The organism is Candidatus Eremiobacteraceae bacterium (genome assembly GCA_036511855.1).
Lineage (GTDB): Bacteria > Vulcanimicrobiota > Vulcanimicrobiia > Eremiobacterales > Eremiobacteraceae > JABCYQ01.
Genome location: DATCBN010000083.1, coordinates 1 through 15,124, shown reverse-complemented (window position 1 = coordinate 15,124; position 15,124 = coordinate 1). Strand labels below are relative to the sequence as shown.

General features: G+C 60.8%; 14 protein-coding genes. 4 read left to right on the top strand and 10 right to left on the bottom strand.

What is annotated here, in order from left to right; all coding sequences use genetic code 11:
* The 10 genes from VII69_10620 to VII69_10575 form a co-directional block, all read right to left on the bottom strand.
* The coding region (locus VII69_10620; protein HEY5095560.1) for an ABC transporter substrate-binding protein at positions 1–468 on the bottom strand (468 nt) is incomplete at its 3' end.
* Positions 469–605: 137 nt separating this feature from the next.
* Positions 606–1,667, bottom strand: coding sequence for a hypothetical protein (locus tag VII69_10615; GenBank protein HEY5095559.1), 1,062 nt, complete (start codon positions 1,665–1,667; stop codon positions 606–608).
* Between the two features lie 167 nt (positions 1,668–1,834).
* Positions 1,835–2,908, bottom strand: a complete 1,074-nt coding sequence (gene leuB, locus VII69_10610; protein ID HEY5095558.1) for a 3-isopropylmalate dehydrogenase — start codon at positions 2,906–2,908, stop codon at positions 1,835–1,837.
* Complete coding sequence (locus VII69_10605) at positions 2,905–3,843, bottom strand: transketolase C-terminal domain-containing protein (GenBank protein ID HEY5095557.1); 939 nt, start codon at positions 3,841–3,843, stop codon at positions 2,905–2,907. Before VII69_10605 ends, leuB begins: the two co-directional genes overlap by 4 nt.
* Positions 3,840–4,706, bottom strand: coding sequence for a transketolase (locus tag VII69_10600; GenBank protein HEY5095556.1), 867 nt, complete (start codon positions 4,704–4,706; stop codon positions 3,840–3,842). Before VII69_10600 ends, VII69_10605 begins: the two co-directional genes overlap by 4 nt.
* Positions 4,703–5,611 (bottom strand): TIM barrel protein, encoded by a 909-nt coding sequence (locus VII69_10595; protein HEY5095555.1) that lies wholly within the window; start codon positions 5,609–5,611, stop codon positions 4,703–4,705. Before VII69_10595 ends, VII69_10600 begins: the two co-directional genes overlap by 4 nt.
* Positions 5,584–6,408, bottom strand: a complete 825-nt coding sequence (iolB, locus tag VII69_10590; GenBank protein HEY5095554.1) for a 5-deoxy-glucuronate isomerase — start codon at positions 6,406–6,408, stop codon at positions 5,584–5,586. Before iolB ends, VII69_10595 begins: the two co-directional genes overlap by 28 nt.
* A complete protein-coding gene (gene iolG / locus VII69_10585; GenBank protein HEY5095553.1) occupies positions 6,398–7,420 on the bottom strand; it encodes an inositol 2-dehydrogenase in 1,023 nt (340 codons plus the stop codon). Before iolG ends, iolB begins: the two co-directional genes overlap by 11 nt.
* Positions 7,420–9,222 carry a thiamine pyrophosphate-binding protein gene (locus VII69_10580; protein HEY5095552.1) on the bottom strand — a complete coding sequence of 601 codons (1,803 nt, stop codon included), beginning with the start codon at positions 9,220–9,222 and terminating at the stop codon, positions 7,420–7,422. The genes iolG and VII69_10580 overlap by 1 nt, the downstream gene beginning before the upstream one ends.
* Positions 9,223–9,240: 18 nt before the next feature.
* Positions 9,241–10,044 carry an IclR family transcriptional regulator gene (locus VII69_10575; GenBank protein HEY5095551.1) on the bottom strand — a complete coding sequence of 268 codons (804 nt, stop codon included), beginning with the start codon at positions 10,042–10,044 and terminating at the stop codon, positions 9,241–9,243.
* A gap of 172 nt (positions 10,045–10,216) precedes the next feature.
* Here VII69_10575 and VII69_10570 point away from each other — a divergent pair, with 172 nt between their 5' ends.
* From VII69_10570 to VII69_10555, 4 genes are all read left to right on the top strand, one after another.
* Positions 10,217–11,278 (top strand): substrate-binding domain-containing protein, encoded by a 1,062-nt coding sequence (locus VII69_10570; protein HEY5095550.1) that lies wholly within the window; start codon positions 10,217–10,219, stop codon positions 11,276–11,278.
* Between the two features lie 67 nt (positions 11,279–11,345).
* On the top strand, positions 11,346–12,269 hold the full coding sequence (locus VII69_10565; GenBank protein HEY5095549.1) for an ABC transporter permease: 924 nt from the start codon (positions 11,346–11,348) through the stop codon (positions 12,267–12,269).
* Entirely contained in the window at positions 12,266–13,078 is an 813-nt protein-coding gene (locus tag VII69_10560; protein ID HEY5095548.1) for an ATP-binding cassette domain-containing protein, read from the top strand. Before VII69_10565 ends, VII69_10560 begins: the two co-directional genes overlap by 4 nt.
* Positions 13,079–13,164: 86 nt before the next feature.
* Positions 13,165–15,124: TonB-dependent receptor (locus tag VII69_10555; protein ID HEY5095547.1), on the top strand; the 1,960-nt coding region annotated here is incomplete at its 3' end.

Genomic DNA, 15,124 nt, shown 5'->3' with positions numbered 1-15,124 from the left:
GATCTGGTCGAAGCGGCCGCCCTCGTCGTTCGCCAAGTTGTTCACGACCGCCGTGCTGAAGACGACGTCGTCGGCATCGAAGGGCGCTCCGTCCGACCATTTGACCCCTTTGCGGATATGATACGTGATCGTGAGTTCGTCTTTGCTGACGCCGCCGTTCGATTGCGTGGGCACCTCTGTGGCAAGTTCGGGATATGGCTTGTTGTGCTCGTCCCACCTGATCAGCCACGCCATCGTCAGTTCTGAAAGATTGGCGGTGGGAGCAGACTGTGTGAGATGTTGGTTGAGGGTGGTCACGTCGCCGCCGTCCGAGATCGTGAGCACGTGCGGAGTCGTCCAAGCGTTGGCGCGTCCAACAGAGCTTTGCGCACCTCCCGCTTTTGCATTCAGCGACAGCAGAAGTGCGGCTGAAACGGCAAGCACGACGCTCCTGCGCAGCAAAGAGCCCGGCATCTCGAAGCGATCCATCTAAGATTGCCCTCCGCAAAACAAAAACCGGTGGCACCCTCGGCGCACCGGCTCGCGAAACTCTCGATTGGTTAAGTTCTTATATTGTATAATGCACTAGCGCGCGCTTGTTGTCAAGCACTTTGCAAACCAGAGGGCTATTCGACGATTCTAAGCCTTCCACGGGCTATCTTGAAATCCGCAGCTCCGTAATATATATCGAAAGTCCCATCGTTCAACGGATCGAGACCAGACGGAAACACCACGTCGTCGACTATGCCGATGCGCTCTTCCACCATCTCAGGCCCAAACAACGCCTGTGGCGATCGATATAGGATCTTATGCGGACTTCTTAGATCGTGCATGACGATTCCGGCGCTGTAGCTTCGGGACTCGTGGCCCACCTCGCCGACTGCATCGACGGCGTGGAATATCGAAATCCACCCGTCTTGAGTGCGAACCGGCGGAGTGCCGGCGCCATTCTTGAGAGTTCCCCACTGCGACCCGACGTGCAAGATTTTTCTGTTCTCGACCGCATGAGCGAGTGCGCCGATATCGGCGACGACTTTCTCCACGGGCATGTATCCGATCCACATCGACTCCCGGTCGGCGGCGTCAAGTTCCAATATCGTCGAGACCGGAGCTTGTCCATTCACACTAAAAGGCAGCATCGGCCGATGGTATGCGGCAAACGATAGAACGCCGGCCGGCGAGTAGACCGGATCCGGAAAGAAGGCGGCGTCCTTATTGTCCAATGCGTTGAGGGCTTCTTCGGAAAATCGCATCAGGCCGAGTCTGGTCCAACTGTACGCGTCGTCTGATAACGCGATCGCCACGCGTGGTCCACGCAAGCCGAACGCGGTATATGTCATAACGTATCGATCGAGGAGTGGAATGAATGTGACCCGCGCATCCTCGCAACCGTGTCCGCCCGGTTCGAGCCGAATTTCATAGTCCATTTCGGGCTCCAGCACGAACCCGATCCGGGCGAACGCTATGCCACCGGAGAGTTCCGTGCCACGGGCCAAGCCGATACGCGAGACGTTTCCCGAAGCGACCGCACGCGGATACATAAGGATGCATCCGTCACGGTCTCGCGTTATGCCCGGGTTGAGAACGCCTTCAGCTTCCGACGGCGATCCATCGGACTCGAGTACGATGCCGAGTCTTTCGAAACTAACGGCAAGTGGTCGGTCGATGTCTTCGCTCCGGGAACTCATGGCAGATCGGATTGTCTCGATTCTAGTGACGAGCCGCAAAGAAAATCGCCGCGGGTCCATACCAAGTTGATTCGCAGCAACGAACGAGCGCTATAAAGCTTCAACAAAAAAACAGGTGCCCCTAGGCGGCTCGCGTCGCGATGGCAATCGCGACGGGAAAGCCGTTGTCACAGACGGGAGATCACCATGTCTGCGAACTCCCGAGTCCCAAGCGCGACCTCTCCGCGAATCGCCAGCTCAGTCGTGCGCGCTCCCTGGCTGAATGCGGTGGCCACCGAGTCTTCGATTCTCTTCGCCGCAGACTCATCGGCGAGGCTATGCCGGAGCAGCATCGCCGCAGAAAGTATAGCTGCTGTCGGATTTGCGATGCCCTTGCCTGCAATATCGGGGGCTGTTCCGCTGATCGGCTCGTACATCCCAAATTGTTTCCCCGTCGAGCCGCGAGAGCCTAGGCTGGCGCTGGGCAAGTTGCCTATCGAACCCGTCAACATCGCGGCTTCGTCGGATAATATATCGCCGAACATGTTCTCCGTCAGGATGACGTCGAACTCTCGAGGCCTCCGCACAAGCTGCATTGCCGCATTATCGACGAGCAGGTGCGCAAGTTCGACGTCCGGATAATCGAGGGATACTCGTGCGACGGTCCGCCTCCACAAGTCCGACGTCGCCAAGATATTCTGTTTATCCACCGACGTGACGCGCTTTCGCCGATGCCTGGCGAACGAAAATGCGACGTGGGCGATCCGCTCGATCTCAGGCGCTCTATAAAACATCGTGTCCACGGCTTCTTCCACGCCGTCCAGGGCGACGCGCTGTTCCTTGGGGAGCCCGAAATAGATGCCGCTGGTCAACTCCCGGACGACGACGAGATCCAATCCAACGACTAGCTCTGGCAAAAGGCTCGATGCACGTTCAAGACCTGGAAACACTCGTACCGGCCGGATATTTGCGAAGAGATCGTACTCGTGGCGCAGCGTGAACAACGCATGTTCCGGGCGTTCGGCGAACGGAAGGTGATCGTACTCAGCGGATCCGACCGCCCCAAATAGTATGGCCGCGCTTCGATCACAAAGCGACCGCGTCGCGTCGGGAAGCGACGAGCCGGCGACCCGGATGGCGGCAGCCCCAACGGGAGCCTCGACCAATTCAACGTCAGGTCTGACGACGCGAAGCACGCGAACGGCTTCGCGAGTGACTTCCGGGCCGATGCCGTCGCCCGCCAAAACGGCGATAGTTGTCAAAGCGCTGCGATCAACGCGCGCGCGCTGCGCACGACATCGCCGGCGCTCAATCCGTATTTATCGATGAGCGCTTGGTTGGGGCCGCTTTCGCCGTCGACGTCGCGCAGGCCCAGACGGCCTATTCGCACCGGATGGCGTTCGCTCAAGATTTCGGCGGCTGCGCCGCCTAAACCGCCGAAGATCGAATGCTCTTCGCAGGTCAAAATGCATCGGGTCGACCGGGCGACATCGACCAGGGCCTCGGCATCCATCGGCTTTATGGTCGGAACGTGCAGGACCGTCGCCGCTATTCCTTCGGAAGCAAGCACGTTCGCCGCTTCCACGACGCGAAGGGTCTGCGCGCCTGTCGCAACCAATCCGATGTCCGCGCCCCGACGCAAAACGACTGCACGACCAAGCTCGAACGTTCGGCCCGCCGGAGTGATCGTCGGCATGGGGTCACGGGTGAGGCGGAGGTAGACCGGCCCCACATGCGCGTCGATCGCCAACATCGCCGCGCGCGTCTCGACTCCGTCGCAGGGCGCGACCACCGTCATATTCGGCATGCTTCGCATGATCGCGAGATCGTTGACCACCTGATGAGTCTTACCGGTATATCCCGTCATTAGTCCGCTGTAATGAGCGGCAAGCTTCACGTTCAGATTCGGTTGCGCGACGGCAACTCGGATTTGATCCAGGTCTCGCGTCGCAATGAAGGCCGCGAAGGATGCGACCCACGGTTTTAGGCCGACTGCTGCCATACCGGCTGCGACGCCAACGAGATTTTGCTCTGCGATTCCCATCATGAAGAATCTATCTGGGGATGCGACAGCGAGCTTGTCGGATTTGGTCGAATTCGCGAGATCGCCATCGACGAGCACGACGCGCGAATCGCGCGCGCACAGTTCGATCATCGCGTCGCCGAACGCGTCGCGTTGTGCGATCGATTCGATCATAGCACTTCGACCTGCAAACTTCGGTCTGCGGCGTCAAGCTCGAGCAGAGCTTGCGCGAGATCCTCTTGGGTCACGGGCTTGGAATGCCACGAGTAATCGTGCTCCATGAATGAGACGCCCTTGCCCTTCACCGTATCCGCGACGATCATCGAGGGGCGCCCGCGGACGCTCAGAGCTTCCTCGCACGCCGACATGAAATCGCCGATCCGGTGGCCGTCGCATTCGATGACGTGCCATCCGAACGCGCGCCACTTCGCAGCCGGATGATCCACCGGGTCCAACCGCGCATTACTGGAATAGCCCGCGGACGTCGCCCATCCGAATTGCTGTAGATGGTTCCAGTCCAGGATCGCGGTGAGATTGTCTAGTCCGTAGCGGCCGGCGACAAAGGCTGCCTCCCAGATCTGGCCCTCCTGAATCTCGCCGTCTCCGAGCATCACCCACGTGCGGAAGTCTTTGGCGAGGTAACGGGCGCCGAGCGCCATGCCGACACCGGGTGATAGCCCCTGGCCAAGCGACCCGGTTGACATATCCAAGCCGGGAAGCTTCGTCATATCTGGATGGCCCTGCAATCGCGAGTCGATGGCGTCAAACGTCAGCAGCTCCGCGACCGGAAAGTAACCGCGCAAGGCGAGGACGGCGTACAGGCCGATCCCGCAATGTCCCTTCGAAAGTATGAACCGGTCCCGATCTTCCCACGATGGACGCCGCGGATCGATGCGCAAGATCGCGAAATACAACGCGGCAAGCATGTCCGCTGCCGAGAACACGCCGCCGATATGACCGGCGCCGGCATGGTTCACGGCCTTGAGGACATGCCTTCGAATATCGTTTCCGATCGTTTGCAACTCGCCCACTCTCATAGTCCGAACTCCTCGCGAAGAAAATTTCGGTTGACGATAGCCGATCCAAGAGGGTTTTGCGGCGCATCTTGTTCGACGATCAGCCAGCCGCGAAAGTCCGCCGCCGCGAGAGATTCCATGATGCGCGCGATCGCGACGATGCCCTCGCCGAGTTCGACGAATAGACCTAACTCGACGGCGCGCACAAAGCCGATCCCTTCGGAGCGGACTCGGGTGAGAAGATCGCCGTCGACATCTTTGAGATGGACGTAATCGATGCGGTCGGCGTAGTCTCGGAAAAGTTGTCCGGAATCGACGCCCGCGTAAGCAAGGTGACCGGTGTCGGGACAAAGTCCGAGCAGCGAACTGTCCGTCATCGCGCAGAGCTGGTCGATTTCGGCGCGCGTCTCCACAAAGGTGCCGACATGCGGATGAAATACGCCGCGCATCCCTCGCGCGGCCAAGAGTTCGCCGATACGGTTCAGCCCGTCGCTCATCGCGCGCCATTGGCCGCGAGTCAGGCCGTCGCTGCCGTCGTCGGCGACGCGTCCTGCGGCCGCGAGCCGCGGCGGTGACGGCGCGTCGGACAGAATGAGCACATCAGACCCGAGCGCTTGAAGCCGGTCCGCGATCGGCGCGACTCCGCGAATCGCAGAATCATGGTTCGCGGCATCGCGCAAATCCAACGCATGAAACGTGGCCGCCGCGCGCAATGCGCGTTTAGCGAGCGCGAGGCGCAATTCTTCGGCATCGGCCGGAAAATGGTAGCTGATCTCGGTTCCGCCGTATCCCGCCGCCTGCATCTCGTCCAGCATGTGCGCGAACGTCGGCGTTTGGACCCATGTGTAGAGCGGATCGAATCCCCAATTCACAGACGCCGTCCCGACGTCGACCGCCATCACCACGTCCAATTCTCTTTGATCCACGCGTGCGAAGGATCGAACGTCATGTGATATGTGTGTTTCGGCCCTGCCAAGACGTTGAGGTAATAGATCCAATATCCGGCGGCCCCCGCGCAGACGTGATAACCGCGCGGTACGAGGACCACGTCGCCGTCATGTGCGGTGATCGTCTCGTCGAGGTCTCCGCCTGGCGTATACACGCGTTGAAATGCAAAGCCCGCCGCGGGGCGTGCCCGATAGTAGTATAGCTCTTCAAGCTGCGATTCGACCGGCGGGTTATCTTCATCGTGTTTGTGCGGCGGATAACTCGACCAATTGCCCGGCAGCGTGACGACCTCGGTCAAGAATAGAGTGCTGGCGTCGCCATCGTCCATCAGGATGTTGCGGACGCGGCGTTGAGCCTGTCCGTCCCCGCGCGTGTATTCGGCATCGGCGGAAGGTGCGATGATTCGAGCCGCATGCAACTCTCGAGCAGGTGCTCCGCAGACCGCGACTTCCGCGTCGCGGCTCGCGCGTATCTCATAGCTCGCCGCAGGCGGCAGGTAGACGGCTTCGGGTGGTCCAGAGAACGGATCCGGTCGCTTGCCGATGCTTTTCCACGCGCCGGCGGAAGACAAGACGTCGACCGTACCGGCGATGAGCACGAGCGCGACTTCATCCTTTCCTGTGTCTGCCTCGATCCGTTCGCCGGCGAGCATCCGAACGACCCGGAAGCTAATGAATTTCATTTCGGCGTTGCCCGGCGAACTGGCGACCAACTCGCCCGAAGTGACATCGCGGCCGCGGATGAGAAGCGGCGACCCCCCGCCGCTATCGATCACCCGTGATCTCCGCAAGTTTGACGGGTCGGTTCTCGCGCATGGATCTATCGGCGGCCAACGCGATGCGCAGCGCTTCAAGCGCGTCCCGAGCACCGACGAGCGGCTCGCGCCGTTCGCGAATTGCCGCGACGAATTCTCGCACTTCGGCGCGATAAGCGTCGGCGAATCGCTCCGTGAACGACTCGACGTCGGGGGTCGCAAATTTCGAATCGATCAGGTCGCCGCTATCGAGGCGTTGGTGACCGACGAGTACCATGCCCTTGGAACCTTGGATCTCGCCGCGCACGTCATAGCCGTATATCGCTTCGCGCGAGTTGTCGATGACGCCGAGCGCTCCGCCGGAGAAGCGAAGCACGACGAGCGACGTGTCGACGTCCCCGAACTCTTCGAGCGCCGGCTCGATGAGCGCGGAGCCCGTAGCGTACACCTCTTCAATCTCGAGAGGCGCCATCAACCAGCGCGCCAGGTCGAATTCGTGAACCATTTGATCGGCGAACTGCCCGCCGCTCGTCTTCAGATACGCGATCGAGGGGATGCGATGATCCCGACCCACGAGACGAAGAAAGCGCGGCTGCCCGAGGTCGCCGTTTGCCACCAACATCCGCGCGCGCGAGAACTCAGCGTCGAAGCGCCGCTGAAATCCGACCTGTAGGATGACGCGTGCCCATCGCGCGCTGATCTCGGCAGTCTTCGTTTCGGAGAGTTGGCGCGAGATCGGCTTCTCGCACAGAATGTGTTTGCCGGCGCTCGTCGCCCTCAGGATGAGCTCCGAGTGCGTGTCCGTCGGAGTCGCGATGATAACACCGTTGACGGCGGGGTCGTCAAGAAAGGCCTGCGCGTCTGAGACACGGCCCATTCCCGCATCGTCCACGAGCCGCTGCGCCGCGTCGCGATCGATATCTGCGACTCCGACGAGTGTGGCGCCTGGCACATGCCTTGACACTGACCGGGCGTGAACCGTACCGATTCGCCCCGCGCCAAAAACCGCTAGACCTAGACGCGAGTCCGCCATCAAGTGAGCGATTCTTCAGAGCGCGCCGCCTCATACGCCGCACGATTTTTCTTGTGATACGTAGGGATAGTCACGTCCCACCAGCCGGTGGTTGTCAGCGCGCTGCCGGGAAGTTCGCGACTGCAAAGCGCTTCGACCACAGCGGGCCTGCCTGAAGCAAATGCGCGCCGCAAGGCCGGGCCGACTTCATCGGGACTTTCGATACGCTCGCCGTGACAGCCGAATCCTTGCGCCACAGCGGCTAGGTTTGCCGAGAACGGCGTGCCGTCGGGTTTGCCAAATTTGGTGGCGATGGCGCGATCGGGCCCGAACTGCGTGGTCTGCAGATTCTTGATGCACTCCCACCCAAAATTATTCATCACCAAGAACACGGCGGGTATGTCGTATTGCGCCGCCATCGCCAGTTCTTCAATGGTCTGCAAGAAGCTACCGTCGCCGACGATGGCGACGACCTGTCTGTCGGGTGCGGCGAGTTTTGCCCCGATCGCACCGGGGACTTCAAAGCCCATCGCGGAGAAACCGCCAGACGTGATGTGCTGATCCGACGCGTAGACCGGAAATTCCGTGAACACCTGACTTTGCGGATTGCCGGCGCCGGTCACCACGATGGCATCGCGGTCGAGGACATTTCGCGCCTCTGCAAGCGCGCGCGCAATCGTCATCGGACTGTTCGTGCTCTCGCGAGAAGGCCGCAGCGCTTCTTGCCACGCGGCCTTCAGCTGCTGGATCCGCGCGAAGTACGCCGAGTTGGCATAGTCGACCGGTTTGGAGAGCCCACGCAAGCAAAGGAGCATATCGGCAAGAGTCGCCTTCGCATCGCCCACCAGGCCAACATTCACCGGGTAGTTCTTGCCGATCTCGTACGGATCGAGATCGATTTGGATGAGCTTTGTCGGTGGGATGTTGAACGTCACGCCGCGACGGAACGACGAGGACGTCCGGTCGGTGAAGCGGCAGCCGACGGCAAGGATGACGTCCGCCTCGCGCGAGAGCGTGTTGCCGGAAATCGAACCGAGATCGCCGCACGGCCAAGCATACAGCGGATGATCTTCTGCGATCGCGCCCTTGCCCATCCATGTGACGGTCATCGGGCAGCCGAGAAACTCTGCGACGTCTCGAAGTTCGCTCTCCGCCTGCGACGCGATGACGCCGCCGCCGATGATTATCAGCGGGCGTTGGGCAGCGAGCAGCATTTGGGCCGCCTCGTCGATCATCTGCGGATCACCGTGAGCACGGCCGTGCGGACGGCGCGTGACCGGATCGGGGAACGAATCGATCTCCGCGTCCTCTGCTTGGAGGTCCATCGGGAGGTCGATGTAGGCGGGTCCGCGGCGCCCTTCGAGCATCACGTTGAATGCCAGATGCAATACGTTGGGAAGCTGATCGACTCGGCTCGGTTGCCACCAGCGCTTGACGATTGGTTCCATCATGCGCGGAAAATTCGCCCAATGCGTCCGCTCCAATTCCTGAAGCACGCCACGACCGCGCATATAAGTGTGGACGGAGCCCGTCAGAAGTAGAAGCGGTATCGAATCGATGTACGCGTTCGCCACACCCATCGCGGTATTCGCAGCGCCCGGGCCGATGGAAGTGAAGACGCCGCAGATCTTTCGCGCGACGCGGTAATACGCGTCGGCCATGTGCGCGGCGCCTTGCTCGTGGATGGCTTGGACGAGCTTGATCTCGTCGCGGCGATCGACGAATGCATCCAAGAGCGCCGTGTTCCCGTGTCCTGGAACGCCGAAAAGATAGGGCATGCCTTCACGGACTAAATATTCAGCGACAATCTGCCCGCCCGTCATTCGCACGTCAGCAGCACCTCAGGACGATTTAGCGGTGGATTCGGCGACATAGCCGAGCTGAGACGAAACGCTCTCGGCGGCACCGGCGATGTGCCCGACGAGTTCTGGGATATGTTCACGCGTCAGTCTCGTAGCCGGCATGGAAAGACCGAGAGCCGCGACGATCCTGGAACGATGATCTCTGATCGGAGACGCGAGACAGCGTACGCCCGGATGGAGCTCCTCTTCGTCGTAAGCATAACCATTGCGGCGAACGCGCTCGAGTTCGTCCGCCAATCCGTCGATCGTTGTGATGGTTTGAGGCGTGTAGCGCGTCATCGGCTCGGTGGCGAAAAGTCGATGCAGATCAAGTTCAGCCAGATCGGCCAGGAGCGCCTTGCCGACCGCCGTACAATAGGCCGGCTCAGAACTGCCGATGGTGGTTTCCACTCGAAGAATGCCTGCCCCAGACTGCCGGCCGACAAAAACGGCCCGAGCACCGTCGAGCACAGCGATATGCGTGCTCTCACCGGTGAGCGCCGCGATCGATCTCAAGTATGGATCAGCCAGCGCGACGACGCTTAGCCGCCGGAGCAAGGAGAATGCTATCTCCAGCACGCCGTAACCGAGCGCGTATTTCTTCGAATCCGGATCTTGCTGAACGAGACCGCTCGCCTCAAGCGTTGCGAGCAATCTGTAGGCTGTGCTTGGGTCGACACGCAGTCGCTCGGCGACGTCGGTGACGCCCAGTGGGCCGTCGACGTCAGCGAGTAGGCGCATGATCTTCGTGCCCCGGGCCAGCGAGTTGATGAGCTTAACGTCGTGTTTCGGTTTTAGTGCCATTTGGCAACCTATTGCGCTATCATCAACTTATACCCTTTGGTTTACGAGCGATTCCAGGGAGGAAGGTCGCTTTTAGCAATAGTATTGACCATATCGCAATCCTGAAGAGACCTCGATCGTGTCTCTAGAGGGTGCTCATGCATTTCTTCGGACCGCGTTAGATGGAGTGGCAATGGCCGATTATAAAAACGCTCCGCGCCTGAGCCGCCGCAGCCTGTTGAATGTTAGTGCTTCGGTCGCTGCCGGACTTGCAACGGCCGGGGCAATCGCGCAAACGGGCTGCTCGCCACCGCCGAAATCGGTTCTGGGGGGATTGCGCTTCGCGTTCATCGTTAAGACGGTCAACTCGGACTACTGGCGGACATGTCTCGACGGTGGCCGGCACGCGGCAGAACAACTCGGGCTCGACGCATTGCAATTCACCGGCGCGAACTCTGAGGCCAACATCCAGCAGCAGATCGAGCTCGTTGAAGATGCTCTCGCCAAAAGGCTAGACTTCCTCGTCTTAGCGCCGACAAGTTCTACCGCACTCGACAACGTCATCAACAAGGCCTCGCAGTCGGGCGTCAAGGTCATCCTCATCGATTCGGCCGCCAACACCGATGACTACGTGTCGTTTCTCGCGACGGACAATCACGCGGGCGGCCAGCTCGCGGCCAAAACGCTCGCCGAAGCCATCAAGAAGAAGACTGGCGCGGCGGCAGGTCAGGTGGCCTACTCCACATTCTTGAGCGGCGTCGGATCGCTGACGCTTCGCGACAACGGATTTCTCGAAGGGCTCAAAGCCTATCCCGGTCTGGAAGTCGTCGCTCACAAGGACGCGGCGGGCGATCAATCGGTGAAGCCGATCGGAATCGTCGCGGACACTTTGTCGAGATTTCCTCACCTCGTCGGATATTTCGCCGATTCGCTGATCACTCTCCAGGGCGCCGTCACGGCATTTCGCGAGAATCGCGTGGATTCGACCAAGGTCTCGCTGGTCGGCTTCGATCCGACGCCACAGCTTGTTCGGGATCTTTCAGCCGGTCGCATCGATGGCATCATTCTCCAAGACCAATATCAGATGGGGTATGGAGGCGTCGCGTACGGCTTACTCGCCGCGGCCGGTCTCGAGATGCCGAAATTCATCAACACCGGCGTCACGGCTGCCACGCCTCAAAACGTGGGCGCAGCCGACATCCAAGGACTGCTCAATCCTTCGAAGCAGACGCGCGTCGGGCTTCGCGCGTCCTGATGGGCCATAGAACGTGAACCACGGCGAGACGGCCGCACAAAAGCCCCGCGCTGCCCGATGGGACCTCGTGCTTCGTCTCGGCCTGCTCGGCATCATCGTGGTCCTGATCGCAGTCTTTTCGTTGACGGCGCAAGGATTTCTGACGCTGCAGAACCTCGACAACAATGCGCGCCAAATGGCCGTCGTCGGGATCATCGCTGTCGGTGAAACCTTTGTGATCATCACGGCCGGCATCGATCTTGCGGTCGGGTCGCTCCTCGGGTTCGCCGGCATTCTCGTCGCGCTCGGTTTGGCTCACGGGATCCCCATTCCGTTGGCGATCGCCGCCGTTCTCGCGATCGCGATCGGGATCGGGATCGCCAACGGCGCGCTGATCCACAGCGCCGCGCTCCCGCCGTTCATCGTGACCTTGGGGATGCTCGGCATCTTGCGCGGGCTGACTCAGATCTTCGGCAATGGGCAACAGGTCGCATACGATGTGCCTTCGTTTAGCGACTTTGCGGCGAACGCCACTCTCGGCGTTCCAAACCTGTTCTGGGTCCTCGCGTGCGTCTGCGTCATCGCTGGAACATTTCTTCATTTCACAAGACGCGGCCGCTACGTGTACGCAGTTGGAAGCAATGCGGAGAGTGCGCGCCGCGCCGGCGTCAACGTCGGCGCGACACTGATGACGGTGTACGCGGTGAGCGGCCTATTGGCAGGGGTCGCCGGTATACTCCTCACCGCGCGCCTCGCGCAGGGCGACCCGAACGCCGGAACCGGTTACGAACTCGACGCGATCGCCGCGGCGGTGCTTGGCGGCGCGAGTCTCTTCGGTGCGCGCGGTTCCATTGTCGGCACTTTCCTCGGTGTTCTTCTCGTGCAAGTCATGACAAACGGCCTCAACTTGCTGAACTTCGATCCGCAAGTCGCGCGGATGCTCGAAGGCGCACTGCTGATTCTGTTCGTCTATCTCGATCATTTGCGCAAACCGAAATTGGTGGCGGCATGACTAATTCGGCGCCGACCGTGGAGCGCGATACTCCGGTTCTCGCTGCGCGAGCCATTTCAAAGCGCTTTGGGAACGTCATCGCCCTCGAGGGAGTCGACCTTGAAGTCGGCGCCGGAGAGATCGTCGCACTCATCGGCGACAATGGCGCCGGCAAATCTACGCTGACGAAGATCATCGCAGGTGCGCTTGCGCCGGATTCCGGCGCCATCGAAATGCACGGAAAGCCGGTCACGTTTAATAATCCGGCTGACGCACGCAACGCCGGCATCGAGACCACGTACCAGGATTTGGCGCTGGCGCCGGACCTGGACATCGCAGCGAACTTGTTCCTCGCTCGAGAGATCGTCCGCTCCGGATTCTGGGGCCGGCTCGACTTTCTCGACCGCCCCGCCATGCGCAAGCGCGCCGAAGAGCACCTCCGGGATTTCGGCATCAAGATCGACTCGATCAACCAACGCGTCGACACGTTGTCCGGCGGACAACGGCAGTCGATCGCGGTCGCTCGCAGCGTGTTCTGGGGGTCGGCGCTCGTCATCATGGACGAGCCCACCGCGGCGCTTGGCGTGGCCCAATCGGCTCTCGTATTCGAGTTGATGCGCAAGGTTCGCGATGCCGGAACTGCCGTGGTGTTCATCAGCCATAATCTTCCTCAAGTGTTCGGAGTCGCCGATCGCGTCGTTGTGATGCGACGCGGCCAAACCGTGGCGACGCTAAACCCACGCACGGCCACGATGGACCAAGCGGTGAGTTTGATGACAGGTGCCACGCTGTCGCACGGCACCATGCCCCCAAGATCCCGCCTCGAATGAAATCTCTTGAACCAAGCAGACGACTCACCGCGAGCCGCCGGCACCGCTAAAGGAGACCGTAAACGATGTTTTCCGCAATCAGATCAATGAAATCTATGGCACTGGCGGGCGCGATTACGAGCGCCGCCGTTTTTCTCCCCGGATTCGCGCTGGCCGATCCGCCGGCGACGTCTGCTACGGTCGTCATCAGCGGCTTGGTGATCGATCAGCATAGCTCGTTGCCGATCTCGGGCGTCGCGTTGGAGCTCGACCGTGACACGACAGCCGTCGCAAAGACCACCTCGGATCGCGACGGCAAGTTCGCATTTGCGGCGCAACCTCAAGGGGTGTATGCGATCGTGCTACGCGCGACCGGCTTCGCCTCGGTGCGGTCGGACGACATCGTCGGCTTCGGCACTGGAATCAGCGTCACGCTGACGATGAGGCGCGCGGTGACGATCAACGACGTCCACGAGCTCGGTCGCGTGGTTGCGACAAGTCGCGTCGTGGGATTGCAGACGACGACGACGATCCAGCAGCAGGTCGACCCCGAAGTGATGCTGCGAACGAATCAGATTCGGATCGCTGAAGCCCTCGGCAAGCTGCCGGGCGTGAACTTCATCGGTCAGGACTCGGCAGTCGGCGACGACATCGCCATCGACATCCGCGGTCTGAAACCTAGCGAGACGCAGGTGTTGCTCGATGGCCATCCGATCGGACCGCTCGGCGTTTACCCGGGCAGTATCGGCGGCGGATCGGGCGCCTACGACTTCCAGGATTCTCCGCTCTTCGCGGTCCAGAATACCGTGATCACGTACGGTTCGGGCGCCACAGGACTGTACGGCGTGGATGCGGTTGGCGGAGCTGTGGATCTTCAGACGCTGAACCCTTCGATCACACCGCAAACTGTCGTAAAATATGGGACCGGCGGTCAAGGAAAACAATTGTTCGCCGCGCAGATGACCGGAACGGAGAATAAGCTCGGATATGTCATTCTTCACGGCGTCACCGGCACGTACGGCGACTTTCCGGCCGCGCTCGTGGCCCAATCGGGCGCGCACGGCAGCGACTTCACGTCGGCTACATTGGCCAAAGACACATACATCGTCACCGGCGATTACGTTCTTCGCAACGACCTCGTCAAATTGCGTTATGCGTTCTCCCCGAAGACCTCTCTGACTTTGACGGGCTATTCCGCGACCTCATGGGATGACAAATCGGGCAACGGCGACAACGACTACATCACCTATCCCTATGCGCTGAACCAAGCGCTGAACAATACGAATTGTTCGACGCCGACGGTCCCAAGCGGCGTCAGCGTCACCACCGACAGCGGCACCCAATGCGTGACGCCGCAGCAATACGCAGCGGGCGCAAGCGGACCGGCCGGCGGCGGCCAGAACCCGTTCCAGGCACTCCGTAGCCAGGACTACCACGCTCGCTACACAGCCAGCGTCGGCCACAACCAATTCGTGCTCGACAGCTTCATCGACAACTACGGACAAACGCGCCAGCGGCCGCCATCCAACATCAACGGTCCAGATGTGAACGCACTCAACAATGTCTATAGAGCGTTCGGCACGCTCGTCAGCGATGACATCGCGCTAGGGAACAACGACTTTGGATTCGGGTTATACACGCAGCGCCAATACTTCACCGGAAATACTCTCACAGGCGCGGGCAACGTTCCCAACAAGGCGCTGTTCTCGAAGCTCGACAGTTTTTTCGTGCGCGACGCGTATGCTCCGACCGACCGGATATCGTATTTCTTGAATGCGTGGGTCAAGCATTCGCTGATCGGGGGCAATTCGTTCGATCCACGCTTGTCGGTCGTCTATCAACCGACGCCGGCTAACGTTTTCCGGCTCACCGGCGGCGGATCGTCCGCAGATCCGGCGCCGATCGCCGTGACGCTTACCGGCACGGGCGGCATAAACCCGGGCAACTGCAAGACGTTTGGGATAGGCACGGTGCCCTCGTCGGGCGAACTGCCCGAAAAGGCGCACGATCTCGAGGCGTCGTTCGCGCATCGGTTCGCCGATGACACGAGTTCCCAAATCACGCTAT